We start from the raw sequence: 21797 nt of genomic DNA on the forward strand, positions 1-21797 counted from the left end.
ATGGGCTTAAAGCAACTGTTTGACAAAATTGAGCCGCACTTTACGCACGGCGGCAAGCTGGAAAAATACTATCCGCTGTTTGAAGCGACGGCGACGCTGTTCTACACCCCCGGGCAGGTCACGCGCGGCGCGGCGCACGTCAGAGACGCCATCGATCTCAAGCGGATGATGATTCTGGTGTGGTTCGCCGTTTTCCCGGCGATGTTCTGGGGAATGTATAACGTTGGCCTGCAGACCATTCCGGCACTGCATAAATTATACGGCGCTGAGCAGCTGCAGCAGGTTATCGCCGGGAACTGGCACTACAGCATCGCGCAGTGGTTGGGGGTGAACTTCACCGCTGACGCCGGTTGGCTCAGTATGATGACCCTGGGGGCCGTATTTTTCCTGCCTATCTACATCACCGTGTTTCTTGTCGGCGGGTTCTGGGAAGTCTTGTTTGCTATCGTGCGCAAGCACGAAATAAACGAAGGCTTCTTCGTGACGTCAATTCTGTTCGCGCTGATTGTGCCGCCATCGCTGCCGCTATGGCAGGCCGCGTTCGGGATTACCTTCGGCGTCGTCATGGCCAAGGAGATTTTTGGCGGAACCGGGCGTAACTTTCTCAACCCGGCGCTGGCGGGGCGCGCGTTTTTATTCTTTGCCTGGCCGGCGCAAATTTCCGGCGACCTGGTGTGGACTGCGGCGGATGGTTTCTCCGGCGCGACGCCGTTATCCCAGTGGGCAAGCGGCGGCGGTGAATCGCTGGTTAACGTCTCTACCGGCCAGCCGGTAAGCTGGATGGACGCCTTCCTCGGCAATATCCCGGGGTCGATTGGCGAAGTCTCGACGCTGATGATTCTCATCGGCGGCGCCATCATCATTTTTGGTCGCGTGGCCTCGTGGCGCATTGTCGCAGGGGTTTTCATCGGCATGGTGGCCACCGCGACGCTGTTTAACTTTATAGGCTCTGATACCAACCCGATGTTTGCCATGCCGTGGTACTGGCATCTGGTGCTCGGCGGTTTTGCTTTCGGCATGATGTTTATGGCGACGGACCCGGTGTCCGCGTCGTTTACGGATAAAGGTAAATGGAGCTATGGCCTGCTGATCGGCGTGATGTGCGTCCTGATTCGCGTGGTCAACCCGGCCTATCCGGAAGGGATGATGCTGGCGATCCTCTTCGCCAACCTCTTCGCGCCGCTGTTTGATTACCTGGTGGTGCGGGCCAATATTAAGCGGAGGAAATCGCGTGGCTGAGAATAAAAGTAACGATAGCATCGGCAAAACGCTGCTGGTGGTGCTGGTGCTTTGTCTGGTCTGCTCAATCGTGGTCGCCAGTTCTGCCGTGGGGCTAAAATCGCGCCAGCAGGAGCAGCGCGCTCTCGATAAACAGCGCAATATCCTGGCGGTTGCCGGTCTGATGAAGCAGGGAATGAGCGCAGATGAAGTGGCTGACATTTTTAAGGCCCATATCTCTCCGCGTTTAGTCGATTTAGCCAGCGGTGAGCTGCTGGATAAAGATCCGGGCAAGTTTAATCAGGCCCAGGCCCTGAAAGACCCTCAGCAGAGCCTACAGCTGGAGGCGAGCCAGGATCCTGCCGGTATCAAACGCCGCAGTAATATTGCCGAAATTTACCTGGTGCGCGATGAAAAGCAGCAGATTCAGGAAGTGGTACTGCCAATTTACGGTAACGGCCTGTGGTCGGTGATGTACGCTTTTGTTGCGCTGGAAACCGATGGCCGCACGGTCAAAGGGATCACCTATTACGATCACGGTGAAACGCCGGGGCTGGGCGGGGAAATTGAAAATCCCAACTGGCGCCAGCAGTTCGTCGGTAAACAAGTGCTTGATGATAAAGGGATGCCTGCGCTGAGAATCGTCAAAGGCGGCGCGCGTCCTGGCGACCTGCACGCCGTTGATGGCCTGTCGGGCGCAACGCTGACGTCAAACGGCGTGCAGCATAGCTTTGATTTCTGGATGGGCAAACTGGGCTTTGGCCCATTCCTGCAAAAGGTGCGTGAAGGGGAGCTGAATAATGGCTGATTTGGGCGACATGAAAGAAATGAAGCGCGTGCTGGTGGGGCCGCTTATCGCTAATAACCCTATCACTCTGCAGGTTCTGGGCGTCTGCTCCGCGCTGGCGGTGACCACCAAGCTGGAGACCGCTTTTGTAATGACCATTGCGGTGACGCTGGTTACGGCATTCTCCAGCATGTTTATCTCCATGATTCGCCACCACATTCCGAATAGCGTGCGCATCATTGTACAGATGGCGATTATCGCTTCGTTGGTTATCGTCGTCGATCAGGTGCTACGCGCGTTTGCCTATGAGATCTCGAAACAGCTTTCGGTTTTCGTCGGTTTGATCATCACTAACTGTATCGTGATGGGGCGCGCCGAAGCCTATGCCATGAAGTCGCCGCCGTTGGCGAGCTTTATGGACGGTATTGGCAACGGCCTGGGATACGGGGCGATCCTAATCATCGTCGGTTTCCTGAGAGAGCTGATCGGCAGTGGTAAGCTATTCGGTATTACCGTGCTGGAAACGGTGCAGAACGGCGGCTGGTACCAGCCAAATGGTCTGTTTCTTCTGGCGCCCAGTGCGTTCTTCATTATCGGTTTGTTGATTTGGGCGGTGCGCAGCTGGAAGCCTGAACAGCAGGAAAAGGAGTAACCGATTATGGCTCATTATATTAGCCTGTTTGTTCGCGCCGTGTTTGTTGAAAATATGGCGCTGGCCTTCTTTCTTGGGATGTGTACTTTCCTCGCGGTATCGAAAAAGGTCTCGACCGCTTTCGGACTCGGCGTGGCGGTAACGGTCGTACTTGGGCTGGCGGTGCCGATCAATAATCTGGTGTATAACCTGGTGCTGCGCGACGGTGCGCTGGTTGAAGGTGTCGACTTAAGCTTTCTGAACTTTATCACCTTTATTGGCGTGATTGCCGCGCTGGTGCAAATCCTGGAGATGATCCTCGATAAGTACTTCCCGACGCTCTATAACGCGCTGGGGATCTTCCTGCCGCTGATCGCCGTCAACTGTGCGATCTTTGGCGGCGTCTCCTTCATGGTGCAGCGTGACTATAACTTCACCGAATCCATCGTTTACGGCTTTGGCTCCGGCATCGGCTGGCTGCTGGCAATTGTGGCGATGGCGGGCATTCGTGAAAAAATGAAATACGCAAACGTGCCTGCGGGTCTGCGCGGGTTAGGGATCACCTTTATTACCACGGGTCTGATGGCGCTGGGCTTTATGTCATTCTCCGGTGTGCAGCTATAAGGGCGGAAAGTATGGAAATAATTCTTGGCGTAGTGATGTTCACGCTGATCGTCCTGGTACTATCGGGGCTGATACTGGCCGCGCGTTCGAAATTAGTGAATGCGGGCGACGTGGTCATTGAAATCAATAACGAAGCGGATAAACAAATTCGTACTCCGGCCGGCGACAAGCTGCTGAATACGCTCTCCAGCAACGGTATCTTTGTTTCATCCGCCTGCGGCGGCGGCGGCTCCTGCGGCCAGTGCCGGGTGACGGTGAAAGAGGGCGGCGGTGATATTCTGCCTACCGAACTGTCTCATATCACCAAGCGTGAGGCGAGAGAGGGCTGCCGTCTGGCCTGCCAGGTCGCGGTGAAGCAGAACATGAAAATTGAGCTGCCGGAGGAGATTTTTGGCGTTAAGAAGTGGGAGTGTGAAGTTATCTCGAACGATAACAAAGCCACTTTTATCAAGGAGCTGAAGCTACGCGTGCCGGACGGTGACGCGGTTCCGTTCCGGGCCGGCGGGTATATTCAGATCGAATGCCCCTCGCACAAGGTTGCCTATGCCGATTTTGACGTTCCGGACGAGTATCGCGGCGACTGGGATAAATTTAACCTTTTCCGCTACGTCTCTGACGTGAAAGAGCCAACGCTACGCGCCTACTCCATGGCTAACTATCCGGAAGAGAAGGGTATCATCATGCTCAACGTGCGTATTGCAACGCCGCCGCCGCAGGTACCTGATGCGCCTCCGGGGATCATGTCCTCCTATATCTGGTCGCTGAAGCCGGGCGATAAAGTGACGATTTCCGGGCCGTTTGGGGAATTTTTTGCCAAAGAAACGGACGCTGAGATGGTCTTTATCGGCGGCGGAGCGGGGATGGCGCCGATGCGCTCGCATATTTTCGACCAGCTTAAGCGGCTGCACAGCAAACGTAAAATCAGCTTCTGGTACGGTGCGCGCTCTCTGCGAGAAATGTTCTATGATGACGAATTCGAGCAGCTGGCGCGGGAAAACCCGAATTTTACCTTCCACGTGGCGCTCTCCGATCCGCAGCCGGAAGATAACTGGACCGGCCATACCGGCTTTATTCATAACGTTCTGTATGAAAACTATCTGCGCGATCACCCGGCGCCGGAAGATTGTGAATTCTACATGTGCGGGCCGCCGGTGATGAACGCCGCGGTCATTAAAATGCTTAAAGATCTCGGCGTTGAGGATGAAAACATCATGCTGGACGATTTTGGAGGCTGATGATGCTGACGGTATTTGTCGCGACCTTCGTGATTTTCGCGCTGGTTATCCTGGGAATGTCGCTTGGTTATCTGATCAAGCGCAAAAGTATTCAGGGCAGCTGCGGCGGGATCTCATCGCTGGGTATGGAAAAGGTCTGCGACTGTCCCGAGCCCTGCGATGCGCGCAAAAAACGCCTGGCTCGCGAAGCGCAGCGCAAGCAGGATCGCATCCTATAAACAGCAGGCCGCACCGTGCGGCCTTTTTTGATTTACCAGGCTTTCGCTTTCGCCGGCGAGTCTACCATTACGCCGTCGGCGCCAAGCTCGCTTGCGGTACGAAAATCATCGGCACTATTAATGCCGAAGAAGACAATATGGGCTTTGCCCTGTGAGCGGAAACAATCCATAGCTTCTTTATCCCAGGTGAGCGTGGCTGGCGATACGCCTTCGCCCAGCGTGAACTTCTCCACTACTTCTACCTTGCGTTTCAGCTCCAGACCGTACCAGTATTCATTGCCCGACGCCGCGGTTGGCTGGCACTGGTGGCTAAGTGAAATATTAGCCAGCTTCGTTCGCGTTTCGCCCCGGCTGACGAAATGGGGGATTGATGCTGGCAGCGCCGCGATATAGCGGTCTTCCGTTGAATACACCCGTACGCGCGAGAGGCTATTGGTTTTTTGCAGTACTTCGCTAAGACGCGCCGCCATGATGGCCGGATCTGCATCAGGCGATTTGATATCGATGTAAAAGAAGGTCTGCGGCCACTGTTCCAGTACCGATTGCAGCGTTGGAATGGTTGCGTTTTTACCGCGCCAGGGGTGAGTTTCACCGCCCCATGTCCATCCCGCGTCCATACGGGTCAGCTCGGCAGCGCTGAAGCTTGAGATTTTCCCCGTATGGTCAGTCAGCGCGGACAGATCGCTCGGGCGATATAAGACCGGAACGCCATCCTGGCTTAATTGTACCGTTATCCAAATCGCCTCGGCCTTATTCTCCAGCGCAAGTTTTATCGCCGGAAGGGTATTTTCCGGCGCATCGCCGGTGCCTCCCCGATGCGCAATGAGCTGCGGCGCGGCGCAGGCGCTGCTGGCAATAAGCAAACCAAGCGCAGTAAGTATTGATTTCATGATTGCATTCACCTTATATGCTCATATAACTATATGAAAAGTAACTTATATTTATTGCAATTTTATGTTGTAGCACGTTTTTCAGGATAGTGGATTTAAAAAGATTAAATTTCGCCGTATTTTGCTATACTGTATGCATGTACAGTCTAAGGTTTGGCTATGCGTAAAATCATCCACGTTGATATGGACTGCTTCTTCGCGGCGGTGGAAATGCGTGACAACCCGGCACTGCGCGACATCCCTATTGCCATTGGCGGCAGTCGGGTGCAGCGCGGTGTTATCAGTACGGCTAACTATCCGGCGCGTAAATTCGGCGTGCGCAGCGCCATGCCAACCGCCACCGCGCTCAAACTTTGCCCCCACCTGACGCTGCTTCCCGGCCGCTTTGACGCCTATAAAGAGGCGTCGAACCATATCCGGGAAATTTTTTCCCGCTATACCTCGTTAATCGAACCATTATCGCTGGATGAAGCCTATCTCGACGTTAGCGACAGCGTTCATTGTCAGGGGTCGGCGACGCTGATGGCGCAGGAGATCCGCGAGACCATTCATCGTGAGCTAAATTTGACCGCCTCCGCAGGAATTGCGCCGGTAAAATTTCTCGCAAAAATCGCCTCGGATCTGAATAAACCCAATGGTCAGTTTGTTATTGCGCCGCATCAGGTCGCGGAGTTTGTCAAAACGTTGCCGCTATCGAAGATCCCGGGTGTCGGCAAGGTTTCCGCCGCGAAGCTCGAGAGCATGGGGCTGAGGACCTGTGAAGATGTGCAGAACAGCGATCTGGCGATGCTGCTCAAGCGCTTTGGTAAATTTGGGCGGATACTGTGGGAACGCAGCCTGGGGATTGATGAACGAGAAATCAGCAGCGAGCGCCAGCGCAAATCGGTGGGCGTTGAACGAACCCTGATAGAAGATATCCACGAATGGGCGGAGTGTGAATCGATTATTGAGAACCTCTACCCGGAGCTGGAACGGCGACTGGCGAAGGTTAAACCGGATTTGCTGATTGCCCGTCAGGGGGTCAAGCTGAAGTTTAATGATTTTCAGCTCACCACCCAGGAACATGTCTGGCCCCGGCTGAATAAAGATGATTTGATTTCTACCGCGTACAAAGCCTGGCACGAGCGGCGCGGAGGTCGGGGAGTCAGGCTGGTGGGGCTGCACGTGACGCTGCTTGATCCGCAGCTGGAGCGGCAACTCGTTTTGGGATTGTAACAATGTTAACGATAAGAATGTACGAAGAGGGGGATTTTCCGGCGCTATGCGCACTATTTTTACGCGCCGTTAAAGAGACCGCCAGCGCTGACTATTCCCCCCGGCAAATTGCCGCCTGGGCGCAGGTTGATGAAGCCCGCTGGCGGCAAAAACTTGCGGCGTCACGCGTACTGGTGGCAATAAATGATGCCTCGCCGGTCGGGTTTATTACCGCCGTGGATGACTATATCGATTTACTATTTGTCTCTCCCGACTATAGCCGCAAGGGCGTCGCCAGCGCGCTGCTCAATACGCTATTGAGGCAGCTTCCTGAGCGCGCTTATACGGTAGAGGCCAGTATTACGGCAAAGCCCTTTTTTGCGCGTCACGGCTTCACGGTTATTCAGCCACAGGAAGTGACGGCGCGGGGAGAACGATTTCTTAATTATTTGATGCGGCGGCAAATCGACCCCACATACAGCGCGTGACAGGTATGCCCGGATGCAGTTACCACAATCGGCACGGCGTGCTTTCGCTCGGTCATTTTATAAAGAAAAGGCCCACTCTCTGCGGAGTGGGCCAGTATTGTCTTACTTCGCCGGAATGGATTTCAGCAGTTCAGTCAACAGCGTCCAGTACTGGCCCACGCTTTCGATATGAACCTGCTCATCCGGGGAGTGAGGACCGGTGATGGTTGGCCCGATAGAAACCATGTCCATATCCGGATACGGTTTTTTGAACAGACCGCACTCCAGGCCCGCGTGGATAATCTGGATGTTCGGCGTCTTGTTGAACAGACGCTGATAGGTTTCACGCACCAGATGCATCACCGGCGAGTTGGCGTCCGGCTGCCAGCCCGGGTAGGCGCCTTTCGCTTCGGTTTTCGCACCGGCCAGCTTACCCAGCGAATCCAGCATGCTCACGACATAATCTTTGCCGCTGTCGATCAGCGAGCGAATCAGGCAGTGAATCTGCACGTTGTCGCTGGTCATGGTCACCACGCCGACGTTCAGTGAGGTTTCCACCACGCCTTTTGCCACATCAGAGTTGCGGATGACGCCGTTTGGCGTGGCGTTCAGCAGACGCACAAAGGTATCACGAGATTGGGCCGTCAGCGCAGGCTGCTCGTTAGCAACCGACTCCAGCAGCACAGTCAGGTTTTTCTCTTTGGCCGCCAGCTCGTTTTTCAGGATCGCCTGGTATTCATTAGCCAGCGCTTTCAGCGCGTCCGCTTTATCCGCGGCCACGGCGACTGTCGCGAACGCTTCACGCGGGATCGCGTTGCGCAGGGTGCCGCCGTTGAAATCGACCAGGCGCAGATCCAGCTCTTCAGCATGGCCTGCGAGGAAGCGTGCCAGCAGCTTGTTGGCATTACCTAAACCAACGTGGATCTCGCCGCCGGAGTGGCCGCCTTTGAGTCCTTTAAGGGTCAGCTTAAAGCTCTGGAAACCGGCCGGAACGGCTTCACGGGTCAGCGCCAGATCAGAGGTGAAGTCGATACCCCCCGCGCAGCCCATGTAAATCTCACCTTCTTCTTCGGAGTCGGTGTTGATCAGGATATCCGCCTGCAGCCAGTTGGCCTGCAGGCCAAACGCGCCGTCCATACCGGCTTCTTCCGTCATGGTCAGCAGCACTTCCAGCGGGCCGTGAACCACGTTGTCGTCAGCCAGTACCGCCAGCGCGGAAGCCATGCCGATACCGTTGTCGGCGCCCAGGGTGGTGCCGCGCGCTTTGACCCACTCGCCGTCGATGTACGGCTGAATCGGGTCCTTAGCGAAGTCATGAACGGTATCGTTGTTTTTCTGCGGCACCATATCGAGGTGCGCCTGCAGCACAACCGGTTTGCGGTTTTCCATACCGGCAGTCGCGCCTTTACGAATCAGAATGTTGCCAACCTGGTCGCGTTCCGCGTGTAAGCCTTTTTCTTTTGCCCAGCCCATGATGTGCTCAGCGAGCTGTTCTTCGTGATAGGAGGGGTGAGGAATAGAGCAGATTTTGGCAAAAATATCCCACAGCGGCTGCGGGGATAATTGAGACAGTTCAGACACGATAAGTCTCCTTACAATCACCTGCAAAAGTCGTTTGCAGATCGAGGGGTTAGCAATCAAATACACTACAAGCCCGGGCTTGCGCGATGGGGTTGAGAATACCACTTTCCGTGTACTCTGGTAGTGTAAACCACGTAAAAAGAGTCGTCGTGGCCGCTTAACGCTGGTTTTTAGCGCGTCAGATCTCTATAATCTCGCGCAACCATTTTCCCCCTCGAACATTATTTAAGCCGTATTAAACAGGCTGGGACACTTCACATGAGCGAAAAATACGTCGTCACCTGGGACATGTTGCAGATTCACGCCCGCAAGCTGGCAACTCGCCTGCTGCCGGTTGAACAGTGGAAAGGCATTATTGCCGTTAGCCGCGGCGGTCTGGTACCGGGAGCACTACTGGCGCGTGAACTGGGTATTCGTCATGTTGATACCGTTTGCATCTCAAGCTATGACCACGATAATCAGCGTGAACTGACCGTGCTGAAACGTGCGGAAGGCGATGGCGAAGGCTTTATCGTGATCGATGACCTCGTCGACACTGGCGGTACCGCCGTAGCCATCCGCGAAATGTATCCGAAAGCACATTTTGTCACTATCTTCGCAAAACCGGCCGGTCGCCCGCTGGTTGATGATTATGTTGTTGATATTCCCCAGGATACCTGGATTGAACAGCCGTGGGATATGGGCGTGGTGTTCGTACCGCCTATCGCAGGTCGTTAATTTCCAGCATAAATGCTAATTACCACGCCCGGTTTTGCCGGGCGTGGTTTTTTTTACCCTTGCGCAGGTTACAATAGCTTCAGTGGCAACATGATGGAGGCTGCACATGTCCCAGGCTAACCTTAGCGAAACGCTGTTTAAACCCCGATTCAAACATCCGGAAACCTCCACGCTGGTGCGTCGGTTTAATACCGGAGCGCAGCAACCGATCCAGTCTGCGCTCAGCGGTAATCACGTTGATCACTGGTATCGATTGATTAACCGCCTGATGTGGATCTGGCGTGGCGTGACGCCGCAGGAAATCCTCGACGTGCAGGCGCGCATCGTCATGAGCGATGCCGAGCGAACCGACCCGGAGCTTTACGATACGGTCGTTGGCTATCGCGGCGGCAACTGGATCTTTGAATGGGCCAAACAGGCGATGGACTGGCAGCAGAAGGCCGGTCAGGAAGCGAATCTGCTCGTGAGTGGTCGTCACTGGCTCCATGCGGCAAACCTTTACAGCATTGCCGCCTATCCGCACATCAAGGGCGACGAGCTGGCGGAACAGGCGCAGGTGCTGGCATACCGGGCTTATGAAGAAGCCGCTCAGCGCTTGCCCGGCAAGCTGCGAGAGCTGGAGTTCTCTATCCCCGGCGCCGCGCTGATCACCGGTTTCCTGCATATGCCGCCAGGCGATGGGCCGTTCCCGACGGTACTGATGTGCGGCGGGCTTGACGCGCTACAGACCGACTATTACAACCTGTATGAAAACTATTTTGCGCCGTTGGGTATCGCTATGCTGACCGTGGATATGCCTTCCATCGGTTTCTCCTCAAAATGCAAGCTGACCCAGGATACCAGTCTGCTGCACCAGTATGTGCTGCAGCATCTGGCTAATGTGCCCTGGGTCGATCATACCCGCGTGGCCGCCTTTGGTTTCCGTTTCGGCGCGAATATCGCCGTGCGGCTGGGCTATCTTGAGTCCCAGCGCCTGAAGGCGGTGGCCTGCCTGGGGCCGGTGGTACACGGCCTGCTGGTGGACCCGCTGCATCAGGGGCGGGTGCCGGAGATGTATCTTGACGTTCTGGCTTCGCGGCTGGGGATGCATGACGCTTCCGACGACGCGCTGCGCGTTGAGCTTAACCGCTATTCCCTGAAGGTTCAGGGGCTGCTGGGGCGCCGCTGCCCCACGCCGATGCTCTCAGGCTTCTGGAAAGACGATCCGTTCAGCCCGGAGGAGGAGTCGCGGCTGATTACTTCATCATCATCCGATGGCAAGCTGCTGGAGATCCCGTTCAATCCGGTCTATCGCAATTTCGATCACGCGCTGCGGCAGATCGCCCGCTGGATTAGCCATAGATTTAGTTAATATATTGCTAAATTCTATCGATTTGGTAACGTCATGGCATCACTAAAGGAGATCGCAATGACGTTACCGAGTGGACACCTGAAGAGTAAGCTGATTAAGAAATTCACGGCGCTTGGCCCTTACATCCGTGAGGAGCAATGTGAAGACAACCGCTTCTTTTTCGATTGCCTGGCTGTTTGCGTCAACGTAAAACCAGCGCCTGAAAAACGCGAGTTCTGGGGATGGTGGATGGAGATGGAAGCGCAGGAATCGCGCTTCACCTATAGCTATCAGTTTGGATTGTTCGACAAAGAGGGCGTCTGGCGTCCGGTCGCGATTGACGATCCTGAAGTCACTGAAAAGCTTGAAAAGACGCTACGTGGTTTTCACGAACGAGCCGAAGCGTTGCTGGCGACGTTCAGTCTTAAGCTGGAGCCCGCCGATGATTTTAGCGAACCGGTTAAGCTGAGAGCCTGAGTTCCGGTCAGCGGCTGTCATCCTGCTCGCAATAAAACCCGCGTTTCGACCAGCGCGGGTTTCCTTCCCAGGCAAACCCGCGCTAAATACCGTTTAATACCCGACAGGGTTGACCGACGGCAATCATTCCTGCGGCCAGATCTTTGGTCACCACCGTGCCTGCCCCAACCTTGACGTTGTCGCCCAGCGTGACCGCGCCAATCACCACGGCGTGGGCGCCAAATTCGACGTTATCGCCGATGCGCGGGCTGTCGCCCTCACGGCCCTGACTGTCGGTCACGCTGCCAATCGTGACGCCCTGGCGCAGGGTGCAGTTCTGGCCGATGACCGTTCCCCGATTAATCACGATGCAGTGCGGATGATACAGCTTCAGCCCATAGCCAATGCGCGCTCGCCACGGCAGCTCAATGCAAAATAAACACTCGTTAATCACGATATTGAGAATAACGAAGGGGATACCGCAGATCTTCCACAGAGGATTACGGCTGCGATAGAGCGTCGCCAGACGATAAAGCAGAACCGCGATTTTCGCTTTTATGCCGCCGCAGGATTTGATTTCCCGGGCGACCAGCCTGATAGCCTCAAACATGGTTATTCCTTAAGGTTAAACGAAGCCAGTGAATACCATCCATCACCGGTTTTACCTTCGTTAGCGAGTTGAATACGCGGCTGGCCCTGATAATTGGTCAAGGCCGCTTCCAGACGATATTGGCCGCCCGGGAGTCCGGCAGGCAGCGGCAGCGTAGCGCTGCTGTGATGATCGCCGGGCAGCCACTGGCGAACGTCATCCGCCGTTTTGATTTGCGTAACGGTCGTTCCGGCGTCATTGACTATCCGCCATTGCACAAGGTACGGGAGATAGGCTGGCGCGACGCCGTCGTTACGCCAGGTGACGTTTAGCGTAAGCGGCATGCCGCTGCGTACGGGCGTATCCCATTCCAGCTGACCCACCCGGTAGCGGTAGCCGATTCGCAATAACGCGCTATCAACGATATCGCGATACGCTGCCGGCACCGGACGCGATTTCAGATTCAGGGTACTGGCGTGCTGCGCTAATGCCCAGTCGAAGCTTGCCTGGACCTCTTCGCGGGTATAGTGCTGCACGCTTTCCCACTCCGCCATATAACCGCAAATTTCCAGGCTAACGGGGGCGTGCTGCCAGCTATCATTAAACCCGGACCACGCCGTCTGCGCCGCGGCCAGGCGTTGAGGATAATCATCGCGCATATGGCTCCACTCTGCGGAAAAGTTATGCCAGTCTCCCCAGCAATCCGCACGCCACCCCGCGCCTTTTTGGCTGGCCCAGACCAGCGAATTACCGCCGCTGATTAACATGATTTTGGGCGTTTTCGGGAAGCTGCTGAAGTGCATATCAACGTAGCGATTGAGCTGCTCCGGAGCGTACTTTTCCAGCAACGGCGCAACGTCAGGGAAATTGGAGTTGTGCCATTCCCCCCACGAACCCACCATGCCGATATCGACAAACGCGAGGTTCGGATTGCCGTCATAACGCGCGCCGAGGGCGTTAAGCAGCTTTTGCGCATAGGCGATAAAGGTCGGATCGCTGAGGTCCGGCACAAAGGTTTTGCCATTTTCGACCCATTGTCCCTGAATGCCTTTTTTGATAAGCCAGGCGGGGATTTTCGAGCCCGATTGCGGTTCATCGAGCGCCATGAAACGCAATCCGACGTTCATCGCCGGCTGATGCCGGGCGGCGACGCTGAAAGCACGATCGATCGGCGCAAAATCATAGACGCCTTCTTCAGGCTCCAGATCGCTCCAGTAAAAGCGATCGTATTCAAACCCGGTGTCCGGATACTCTTTCAGAGAAGGCTTCTGGCCATAACCATCGTGGAAACTGGCCACGCCGATCCCTGGGTTCGTTAACAGACCGGTAAAGGCCGGCGGGGTGATAACCGTGCGTTCAGCCAGCACTGCCGCTGAGGGTATGACTCCGGCCAGCAGTAGCGCCACAAGCAGCGCGGCGCGGCGCAGCGAAAAAGAGCTCATCGTTAATTCACTTTATCGTGGAGGTTCACAAACCACGTCCAGATACCGACGTGGAAGTTTTTAAACATATCGATACCCAGCGCGGATTTCAGCATATAGAGCGCCAGCAGCACCGCAAGAATGGCGAACAGCACGGCGATGGTAATCGCCAGGGTGGAGAATATACGCCCGAGCAGCGTACTCTCTCGCGGAATTTTGCGTAGATCGCGGCCGCATAAAAAGACCACGAAATAGCGGCGATGCAGAAAAGGAAAACTGTGGCGAAAATCGATGCGATGGCGCGAGGCCAGGCTCGATCTCACCAGCGCCTGTTCAATACCGCGCTTTTGCTCCGGCGTGAGTGAGGTTTCTGTTTCCGGGTCAAGCGCGGAATAAAAGCGCTCGACGACCAGGTCGGATGTTGATTTAGTCACGGTTGACTCTTATTCGTTAAACGCTGATAGACCTGAGCGGTTTTTGCCGCAATGTCCGGCCAGCGGTATTTGGGCATCAGTTGGCTGTAATCCGCGGTCTCCTCGCCGCGCCAGGACTGGAGCTTTTGCGCCAGCGCGGCGACATTGCCCGTCGGAAAATAGACCTCGGCAGGCAGGCCAATCTCGAGGTTGGCCGGGATATCGCTGACGATAACCGGCAGTGACCAGGACATGGCCTCCAGCAGGGCAATGGGCAGCCCTTCGTGATAAGACGGTAGAACAAAAAGCCCGGCCTGTGAGAACAAAGTGTGCAGCGGATCGCCGCTAATAAAACCGGTCATGATCGCTCCCGGGGTTTCGGCCGCCTGCTTCTTCAGCCGCTCGCTGTACTCATCGGGATGGTCGGCATCGCCAATCAGCACCAGCGGCAGCGAACAGTTCGAGGCTTTGTAGGCGGCAAGCAGATCGTGCAGCCCTTTTTCTTCCACAAAACGGGCGACGGCGACAACGTATTGCCCGGCTTCCAGCGAATACTGATTCAGCGTGGCCCGTCGCGTCTCTTCGGCGGGAAGCTGCGGTTGGCGCACGCCGTTATAGATCACGTTAGCGTTAGTACGGCCGTGTTTGGTCTTAATCAGCGTATTAATCACTTCCGAGATAACAATAACCTCGTTGGCATATTTCACCGCCCATTTCTCACCGAGGCGCAGCATCTCTTTCGCCATTTTGCCCCACTTCTGGCGATCGTAGTCCGGGCCGTGGTGGGTAAAAACGACGCGTTTGCCGAGCAGGCGCAGCAGCGGGACCACCAGGCCAGGGCCGACCGCGTGAACGTGAACCACATTTGAGCCGTCAAACAGGGTGCTGAAGGCGGCCAGCGTAGAGTGAATAATGGCTTCGAATTTACGGCTTTTGGGCGCCCACAGGCTTTTCAACCGCACGCCTTTATATTCGCTACGGCGATAGTCCACGTACGGTGAGCGGGCAATGACGCAGATATCGGCGTGATTCTGGTGATAGATTTCCGGATAGAGATTCTGGCAGTGGGTCTCAACGCCGCCCTGGACGTTCGGAATACCGCGGGTGCCAAGCACCGTCACTTTGAGCTTCATTTCGCTTCCCCCACGAGCTGCTGATAGAGTTCCTGCAGAACCTGCATATGCCGGGCGAGATCGTATTTCTCCTCTAAACGCTGGCGTGCGTTGATGCCCATTTCACGCGCCTGCTGCGGATTGACGGCCAGGCTATCCATGATGCGCGCCAGCGCGTCGGCATCCCCGGGTTCCACCAGATAGCCATCAATGCCATCGCGAATTTGCTCCGGAATGCCGCCGATATTGCCGCCGACGACGGGGCGACCGAACGCCATGGCCTCCAGCACCGACATCGAGCAGTTTTCATAATATTCGGAAGGGACGATCACCGCCCGCGCGCCGCGAATCAACGCGTTGAGCGCGTCTCCGTGGCGCATATAGCCGAGAAATTCCGGACCGCTAAAGCGGGCACGCAGGTCGCTGCCGAGAGGGCCATCGCCGACGATTTTCAGCGGCATGGACTGCTGCATTTTTTGCTGCGCCAGCGCCAGGGTGGCGACGCCTTTCTCACGGCTCAAGCGGCCGATATAGAGGAAATAATCTCCCGCCGTATCGCCCGGGATCGTGGTGCTGGCATCAATACCGTTGACGATCACATCGATCCGCGACCTGGGTAATTTACGCAGCAGCGTCTGACGCATAAATTCGCTGGGAGCGATAATGCAATCGAGCATGGCGTAATTTTGCGCGAACTTTTGCCAGTAGGCCTCAAGCGAGAGCAGCAGGCTTTTAAAGGTATCGCCCTGCTGGCAACGATGGCGAAAGGCATTGCTCACCGAACCGGTAAGACAGTCATCGCAGACGTGGCCATCGCGTAGCATGGTGTACGATGGGCAGACGATTTTATAATCGTGCGCCGTCAGTACGGTTTTGCAGCCAAAGCGCTTAGCGACGCCAATCAATGCGGGCGTCAGCTGGTGGTAGATATTATGAAAGTGCACAATATCCGGGCGCTGCTCCAGCAGCAGGGTGTTGAGTTTATTGCAGGCCTCAGCGTTGTAGATAAAGTTGATGCCCGCTTTGAGCTTGCCCGTCAGCCCGTGGCTTTGATGATAATCCACGTTATGTACGAAGAAGCTTTCCCAGGGCGAAGGCTTATTTTCCGCATGCTGCATGCTGAAGTCGACAACCTGATAGCCCGCTTGCAGCATGGCGTCTCGCTCCTGGAAAAAAACGGTTTCCGCTCCGCCCTTAATAAAAAAGAATTTATTAACGAATAATATTTTCATGTTCTGTCTGGATATGTTTTGGGTTGGAGACGGTCACGGCGGGTTGTTTCAGCGGATCGCGAACGGGGTTAATGACGCCTCGCACCATACCTGCGGAAAATAACGATAAGTTGATCACGCTCTGAACGCCGTCCCGCAGCGACTTATTTTTAATCGCCTTCAGCGCGATAAACGCCAGCAGCGGAAGCAGGGCGATAATAATCACCCCGGGATTGAACGACAGGAGGCAAATAATCAATACCAGGATATACAGCGTGAATATCAGTTCGTTGCGAACAATCTTAAGCGCGGCGGGGAAATGCTTTTTCCCCCAGCAGTTGCGTAATAGCTCACCCGGCGCCCATAAAAAACCGTTCTTCCAGCGATAGGTCAGCATTTTGAACGTCGGCATAGTATAGGACGCATGGCTAAAATAGGGTGCGGCGAGGCGGTGGAGTTTATAGCCCGCGGCCTGTAAACGGATCCCCAATTCGGCTTCTTCATAACCGTGAAGGTTAAGATTGGTCAGATAGCCAATTTTCTCGATTGCCGAACGGCGGTAAAGGCCGCCGCCGCCAAGATGATCGGTATCGCCCTGCGGATAGATAAGATGCAGACGCTGCTTGCGCGATTTAAACTCATAGTTAGCGGCGTCATCCATCTCGACGCTGCCCGCCACGCCCGCATATTCGGGATGCGTTTCAAGAAACGCCACGGCGGTGTCGAGAAAACCCGGCTCCAGCTCCATATCGCCGTCAAGCAGCAGCAGATAGTCCCCTTCGCTGAATAACCAGCCCAGCTGGTGGCCCACGCCGCAGCAGCGATCTTTCGCGTTATCGAGGCAGACCACCATCGCGTCTTTGGCGACGGCCAGCTCCCGGGTATTGTCGGTGGACAGGCTATCGGCGACGATAATCTGATGCGGGTAAGGCTGCAATTGTTTGCGGACGCTGTCGATCGTTTTTTCAATACCCTGCGCTTCGTTGAGGGTCTTAATGCTGACGGTAATTGATGGCGTTTTATTCATATTGGGTACCGGAGTTCAGACGGACGGAACGATGAATGACAATAAGCGCCCCGAGGGCCAGCCATAATAAAAACTGTAGCATGGGAATGATCATCAGGATCTGGCTGTAGGGAAGGCTGAGCAAACAGCCAATGGCAAAGACGTAAAACGCAGGCGCGGAGCTGAGCAGCTGTAAATCTTCCCGTTTGAGATCGTAGCGGGAAAAGGTCTCTTTGGGCCGCATGCCGATGAGAATAGCGGCAATCATGGCGATAAATAAGATCACGCCGATAATACCGACTTCCCACAGCATCATGCTCAGCGCGGTGGAGTCGAGTATCAGATGATACCAGGCGCCAATATAGCCGGGGGAGACGGTACTGCCGCTGTTGGTGGCGTTCAGACCGTAGCCAAACAGCATCCCGCCGGGGCCAAAAAGCTCGTTATGCTGGAGCCAGAAGAAAATAGTGGTAAACCGGCCGAGCTCGCCGCTTTCCATAATGTAATTGGTATCAAAGATATAGCCGAGGGAATCGATAAATACCGAGAGCGCGCTTTTGGTCGGGTCCCCGCCGAAGGCCGACGAGTAATTGGACGCCAGAATGGTGATAGCGGCAAAAATTAGCACCACCATTCCGGCGGCGATAATCATCAACGAGCGCAGGGTGACTTTGCTGATGCCGCTGACGTAAGCGGGCATGATCCACAGCAGCGCCAGTAAGAAAGGCGACAGCAGAATCACGAACTTTACCTCGCCCACCACGCAGAGGAAAAAGGCCAGCACGATATGCGCCGCCATCGACTTGAACGAGCAGATACCGTGCTTAAATTCGGACACCTTCAGCAGCATAATCAGCAGGCAGAACATCCCCATAGCCGCGGTATTGCCGCCGCCCATCGGGTCGCCGCCAAACGTGCCGACCACCGAATCCCACTTTTCATCCTCGCCGCGCAAAGCCACGCGTTTTGGCACCACCACCAGCACCTGATAGATAGCCAGCGGGAACTGGACGTAGAACAGCCAGTAAAATAGCCGGGTCAGGCGGTGCAGCTGCGACTCGCGAAACATGCCGAGCAGCATGCAAAACATCACCAGCGACAGGGCCAGTTCGTTTTTGAAGCCGACGATGGCGGTAACGATGCCGGATTGTAAAACCGTGGCGCAGAGGCTAAGGATGATAAACGTCAGATACAGCGCCAGCACCACCTTCTCGCGCGCGCTAAGCGCCAGCGGCTGCGGACGGCTTTGCATCATCAGCAAAACCACCATCACCAGCACCATGAAAAAGGGGAGCCACAGCACGGCTGCCACGCCGGTGAAATACTGAATCGTGCCGCAGAAGACGATGGTCGTCAGCGCGAATACCTCCAGATAGCGACCGGTGTTTAGCTGCATATTTTCTGCTCCTGCCGGGAGATCTGTAGCGCCCGTTTGTTCATTTTCAGCAGGATGAACAGATAGCGAATGCTGGTCAGCACGGAGAACGTCAGGAGGGCTATCTCATAGCGCTGGCCCAATTCAGGCAGCGCGATAAAAGCGACGATAATGATCAGCAGCTGCTCGATCTGAATGCGTAAAAAATAGCGTTTAGAACCAAAGATAAGCTCAATAACGGTCAGCGGACTGACGGCCAGCGCGGCGAACAGATAAGGCAGCATATAGCGTGAGGTCGGAATGGAATTGAGCCACTCCTGACTGAAGCCCAGGCGCATGGCCAGCGGATAGAAAATCCAGATCCCAAGGATACAGATCAGCGCCGCGGCCATCAGCAGCAGGCGAATCTTTTTGTACTCCGGATAGTTAAAGGTGCCGTTGCGAAAATCCATCGACCATTTTGAAAAGATGGAGTTGCGCACCGCGTTACCGACAATCATCACCGGTGATAAACAGAAGCGGCTCACCACCGAGAAATAGCCCGCGACCAGCGGTGAAAACCAGATATTTATCAACATCGTCGGCAGATTATTGCTGGCCATCGCCAGCACTTCCGCGCTGCCGACGCGGCTGAGGTGCTGCCAGTGCTGGCGCGCAAAAAGGCCGTTCGCTCGCGGTGAAAAATGCGCCGGCGTCAGGGTGCTGAAGCGAAACAAACGCAGCAGGCAGAGGCCGAGCAGCAGCAAAATGCCCGCCATCCAGGCAATATAGAACAGCGTGGTATTCGGCATCGCCAGCAGAGCTATCGCCACCACCAGCGACACGGCGATACGCTGGAAGGTGAGGAACTGATAGTTACCGCCGCGCAGCGAGAGGTTCTCGGCGATCAAAACCAGCGCATAGCCGAAGGTGAGCAGGTAGAGAAACGCGATATTGAGATGGAATATCAGTCCGGTGATGACCGCCCACGGCAGCGCCAGAAGCAGGCTTTGCAGCAGGCAAAACACCACGTTCTGCCCCAGCTCATGCTCTTCCTGGCGCGGGATCAGCAGCTGCGACGCAAAGGTGCAAACCTGTGCGCCAATCAGCACGTTGCTGTAGATCATCGCATAGTGCCCGACTTCCGCCATGCCGTAGCGATGGGAAATCAGCCATACGGAAAAAGCGCCGATCGCCTGCGAGAGGACCGAGGAGCTGGCGATTGAAGAAATACTCTTAATTAAGTTCATAATCGCTACTTCGGTGAAATCAGTTCGCCCATGCCGCGCTCGGGCAGGCGTTTGCCCTCCTGCGTCTCCAGGTTCTCTTCTTGCACCCGGTTAAGCATGGTGGCGACAGGCGTTGGCGCAGCGGCTTGCAGACGATGTTGCGCGTCGCGGATGCGCGACGCCTGCTCGCCTGCGCTGACCACCAGCAGGCTGATATCGACGTGCGGCGCCAGCAGCAGGGCGTCCTGGGCTAGCCCGAGCGATGGCGCATCAATAATCAGATAATCGTAGGTCTGCCGCAGCGTCGTCAGCAGCGCCGGGAGCCGTTCAGAAGTGAGCAGCAGCAGGGCTGAGTCGCTGAGTTCGCCTCGCGGCATAAAATCCAGCGTCTCGGAAAGGGGGGCCACCGCCTGGGACGCGGCGCTGCGGCCATCAAGACGCTCGCTGAACCCTGTTTTATGCTGAGGATAGCGCGCGGAGAGCCCCGCGCTTGCCAGATAATCTATATCGATGAGCAAGGTTTTGCCTGACTTAGCGGCGGACCACGCCAGCATTTCGGCAATCAGGCTGCTGCCTGCATCGGCCTGCGTCGAGGTTACCAGTATCGTCCCGCTATGAGTATTCTGGCCGAGCAGCGCCAGGCGCAGGCTGTGGAGCATATCGGCATACAGCAGGTTCTGGAACGTCAGCTTCGCGCTGTTCGCCTGAGGCAACAGCGGAAACTCACCGCTGGCATCAAGGCCCGTTTTGGCTTTCAGTTCGCTGATGCTGTTCACCGTTTTGTCGAGCGCGGTGCTGACTATCAGGTACATGATGTACAGCGCCAGCGCCATCAGGGTCGCCATCACGATAAGCAGACCGCGCTGCGGTTTAGAGGGAAGGTTTGGCGGCACGGCGGCATCGTAGATCACTTCATCGGGAACCGAAAAGCTCTCGGAGAGCTTCTGCTCATTCGCCCGCTGATACAGCGATTTATACAGCTCTTCGGTTTTGTTCAGCGCGGTCATCATGGTGTTGTATTTGTCGCGCCTGGCGCCCAGCGCCTGGAAGTCGGCTTTCTGATCGTCGAGCATCTTCTGATAGTGCTGCTCATCGTCCAGCGCAATCTGATACTGCTGGCGTAAGCCGTTAAGTAGTTCCCCCAACACCTGGCCTATCTGCCCGTTGACGACCTGCAGCTGGGCCTGAGCCTGAAGATATTTCGGATGCTTAGGGCCATAGTGTTTCGCCGCTTCCGATAGGTTACGCCGCGTCTGGATCAGCGCGATACGCAGATCCTGAATCTGCGGATGACCGGAAATTTCCGGCAGCGAGATGATGGCTTCCGGCGCTTTTCCCTGCTGACGGCGCACTTTGTCCCACACCGTTTGCGCTTTCAGACGGCGCTGGGTAGCGTCGGCCAGATGGTTAATCACGATCCCCAGGCGTTCGGTCTCGTAGCCATCCATGCTGCGGAAGGTCAGCAGGCCATTTTGTTTGAGGAAATCATCGATGTCGGCTTTCTGGCGATCGAGCTTATCGCGCAGATCGTCCATCATTTTCTCGTTCCAGCCCTGGGCCTGAAGTAAGATTTTCTGCTTCTGCGCCAGGCTGTAATCGATAAACGCCTGCGCCACGCCGTTGGCGATATCGGCGGCTTTTTGCGGCGATTTCGCCTCCATCGAAACGGATACCAGCTGCGTGGTGCGCACGCCGGAGATGGTCAGGTTTTTTTGCAGGGCGCGCAGCGCATTATTGACCCGTGCGGCCTCATCAAGATTGTCCCCGCCGTTAAATTCCGGGTCCCGATCCAGCTTTAGCGCTTTTACCGCGGCTTCCAGCACCACGCGGGAGCCCATCAGCGCGTATTTGGTTTCATAGTAATCGCTGCGGGTGGAATCATAGTTTTCCAGCCGCGGCAGGGGGGTAACATCCTGCGACTGCGCTTTAAACAGCACCGTCGCGGTTGCGGTATAGCTGGATGACATAAAGCGCGTCAGGATCCACGACGCCGCGGCAGCCACCACCACCACCACCAGGCACCAGATCAGCTTGTGCTTAATTTTGTTGAAATAAGGCGTGAAGTCGATAAAGCCTTCTTTCTTCTTTCCATTTTCAACTAATGAAATAGCCAT

The 21797-nt window shown here is 55.7% G+C and carries 22 protein-coding genes; 11 read left to right on the plus strand and 11 right to left on the minus strand.

All coding sequences use genetic code 11. The features are described 5' to 3' along the window. From F8562_RS18995 to nqrM, 6 genes are read left to right on the plus strand one after another with little or no spacing between them, the layout of a single operon-like run. A complete protein-coding gene (locus F8562_RS18995; RefSeq protein WP_004847922.1) occupies positions 1-1239 on the plus strand; it encodes an NADH:ubiquinone reductase (Na(+)-transporting) subunit B in 1239 nt (412 codons plus the stop codon). After that, entirely contained in the window at positions 1232-2026 is a 795-nt protein-coding gene (locus F8562_RS19000; protein ID WP_014837470.1) for a Na(+)-translocating NADH-quinone reductase subunit C, read from the plus strand. The genes F8562_RS18995 and F8562_RS19000 overlap by 8 nt, the downstream gene beginning before the upstream one ends. Next, the gene (locus F8562_RS19005; protein ID WP_004099162.1) at positions 2019-2657 is read left to right on the plus strand and encodes an NADH:ubiquinone reductase (Na(+)-transporting) subunit D; all 639 of its coding nucleotides are present in this window, start codon (positions 2019-2021) and stop codon (positions 2655-2657) included. The genes F8562_RS19000 and F8562_RS19005 overlap by 8 nt, the downstream gene beginning before the upstream one ends. Before the next feature lie 6 nt (positions 2658-2663). Beyond that, complete coding sequence (nqrE, locus tag F8562_RS19010; RefSeq protein WP_004847929.1) at positions 2664-3260, plus strand: NADH:ubiquinone reductase (Na(+)-transporting) subunit E; 597 nt, start codon at positions 2664-2666, stop codon at positions 3258-3260. Positions 3261-3271: 11 nt separating this feature from the next. Next, positions 3272-4495: an NADH:ubiquinone reductase (Na(+)-transporting) subunit F gene (nqrF, locus tag F8562_RS19015; protein ID WP_004847931.1), complete on the plus strand. Its 1224-nt coding sequence runs from the start codon at positions 3272-3274 to the stop codon at positions 4493-4495. A 2-nt stretch (positions 4496-4497) separates the two neighbouring features. Next, positions 4498-4713 carry a (Na+)-NQR maturation NqrM gene (gene nqrM / locus F8562_RS19020; protein WP_004847934.1) on the plus strand — a complete coding sequence of 72 codons (216 nt, stop codon included), beginning with the start codon at positions 4498-4500 and terminating at the stop codon, positions 4711-4713. Positions 4714-4745: 32 nt separating this feature from the next. Here the strand turns inward: nqrM and F8562_RS19025 are convergent, their stop codons facing one another. Then, entirely contained in the window at positions 4746-5603 is an 858-nt protein-coding gene (locus F8562_RS19025) for a glycerophosphodiester phosphodiesterase family protein (protein WP_014228033.1), read from the minus strand. 159 nt (positions 5604-5762) lie between these two features. Here F8562_RS19025 and dinB point away from each other — a divergent pair, with 159 nt between their 5' ends. Together dinB and F8562_RS19035 are read left to right on the plus strand one after the other, a co-directional pair. Continuing rightward, on the plus strand, positions 5763-6818 hold the full coding sequence (gene dinB / locus F8562_RS19030; protein WP_014837471.1) for a DNA polymerase IV: 1056 nt from the start codon (positions 5763-5765) through the stop codon (positions 6816-6818). Positions 6819-6820: 2 nt separating this feature from the next. Beyond that, a complete protein-coding gene (locus F8562_RS19035) occupies positions 6821-7285 on the plus strand; it encodes a GNAT family N-acetyltransferase (RefSeq protein WP_042933994.1) in 465 nt (154 codons plus the stop codon). A 102-nt stretch (positions 7286-7387) separates the two neighbouring features. Here F8562_RS19035 and pepD read toward each other — a convergent pair whose 3' ends face one another. After that, positions 7388-8845, minus strand: coding sequence for a cytosol nonspecific dipeptidase (gene pepD, locus F8562_RS19040; protein WP_014837473.1), 1458 nt, complete (start codon positions 8843-8845; stop codon positions 7388-7390). Between the two features lie 258 nt (positions 8846-9103). Between pepD and gpt the strand changes: the two genes are divergently transcribed. The 3 genes from gpt (at position 9104) to crl (ending at position 11369) form a co-directional block, all read left to right on the plus strand. After that, complete coding sequence (gpt, locus tag F8562_RS19045) at positions 9104-9562, plus strand: xanthine phosphoribosyltransferase (protein WP_004129200.1); 459 nt, start codon at positions 9104-9106, stop codon at positions 9560-9562. 106 nt (positions 9563-9668) lie between these two features. After that, positions 9669-10913 (plus strand): esterase FrsA, encoded by a 1245-nt coding sequence (gene frsA / locus F8562_RS19050; RefSeq protein ID WP_094909181.1) that lies wholly within the window; start codon positions 9669-9671, stop codon positions 10911-10913. 57 nt (positions 10914-10970) lie between these two features. Further along, a complete protein-coding gene (crl, locus tag F8562_RS19055; RefSeq protein WP_004847949.1) occupies positions 10971-11369 on the plus strand; it encodes a sigma factor-binding protein Crl in 399 nt (132 codons plus the stop codon). Positions 11370-11451: 82 nt separating this feature from the next. Here crl and F8562_RS19060 read toward each other — a convergent pair whose 3' ends face one another. The 9 genes from F8562_RS19060 to F8562_RS19100 are packed head-to-tail and all read right to left on the minus strand — an operon-like array spanning position 11452 to position 21797. Beyond that, positions 11452-11958, minus strand: a complete 507-nt coding sequence (locus tag F8562_RS19060) for a serine acetyltransferase (RefSeq protein ID WP_014228038.1) — start codon at positions 11956-11958, stop codon at positions 11452-11454. 2 nt (positions 11959-11960) lie between these two features. Then, the gene (locus F8562_RS19065) at positions 11961-13379 is read right to left on the minus strand and encodes a DUF4832 domain-containing protein (protein ID WP_014837475.1); all 1419 of its coding nucleotides are present in this window, start codon (positions 13377-13379) and stop codon (positions 11961-11963) included. 2 nt (positions 13380-13381) lie between these two features. Beyond that, positions 13382-13792: a hypothetical protein gene (locus F8562_RS19070; RefSeq protein WP_014837476.1), complete on the minus strand. Its 411-nt coding sequence runs from the start codon at positions 13790-13792 to the stop codon at positions 13382-13384. Then, positions 13789-14904, minus strand: coding sequence for a glycosyltransferase family 4 protein (locus tag F8562_RS19075; protein ID WP_014228041.1), 1116 nt, complete (start codon positions 14902-14904; stop codon positions 13789-13791). Before F8562_RS19075 ends, F8562_RS19070 begins: the two co-directional genes overlap by 4 nt. After that, the gene (locus F8562_RS19080; RefSeq protein WP_014837477.1) at positions 14901-16115 is read right to left on the minus strand and encodes a glycosyltransferase family 4 protein; all 1215 of its coding nucleotides are present in this window, start codon (positions 16113-16115) and stop codon (positions 14901-14903) included. The genes F8562_RS19075 and F8562_RS19080 overlap by 4 nt, the downstream gene beginning before the upstream one ends. Next, a complete protein-coding gene (locus F8562_RS19085) occupies positions 16096-17121 on the minus strand; it encodes a glycosyltransferase (RefSeq protein WP_014837478.1) in 1026 nt (341 codons plus the stop codon). The genes F8562_RS19080 and F8562_RS19085 overlap by 20 nt, the downstream gene beginning before the upstream one ends. Continuing rightward, positions 17114-18496: a hypothetical protein gene (locus F8562_RS19090; protein WP_014837479.1), complete on the minus strand. Its 1383-nt coding sequence runs from the start codon at positions 18494-18496 to the stop codon at positions 17114-17116. Before F8562_RS19090 ends, F8562_RS19085 begins: the two co-directional genes overlap by 8 nt. Beyond that, complete coding sequence (locus tag F8562_RS19095) at positions 18487-19704, minus strand: lipopolysaccharide biosynthesis protein (protein ID WP_014837480.1); 1218 nt, start codon at positions 19702-19704, stop codon at positions 18487-18489. Before F8562_RS19095 ends, F8562_RS19090 begins: the two co-directional genes overlap by 10 nt. 5 nt (positions 19705-19709) lie before the next feature. Beyond that, positions 19710-21797, minus strand: coding sequence for a GumC family protein (locus F8562_RS19100; RefSeq protein ID WP_014837481.1), 2088 nt, complete (start codon positions 21795-21797; stop codon positions 19710-19712).

This window comes from Klebsiella sp. RCJ4, assembly GCF_009025755.1.
Lineage (GTDB): Bacteria > Pseudomonadota > Gammaproteobacteria > Enterobacterales > Enterobacteriaceae > Klebsiella > Klebsiella michiganensis.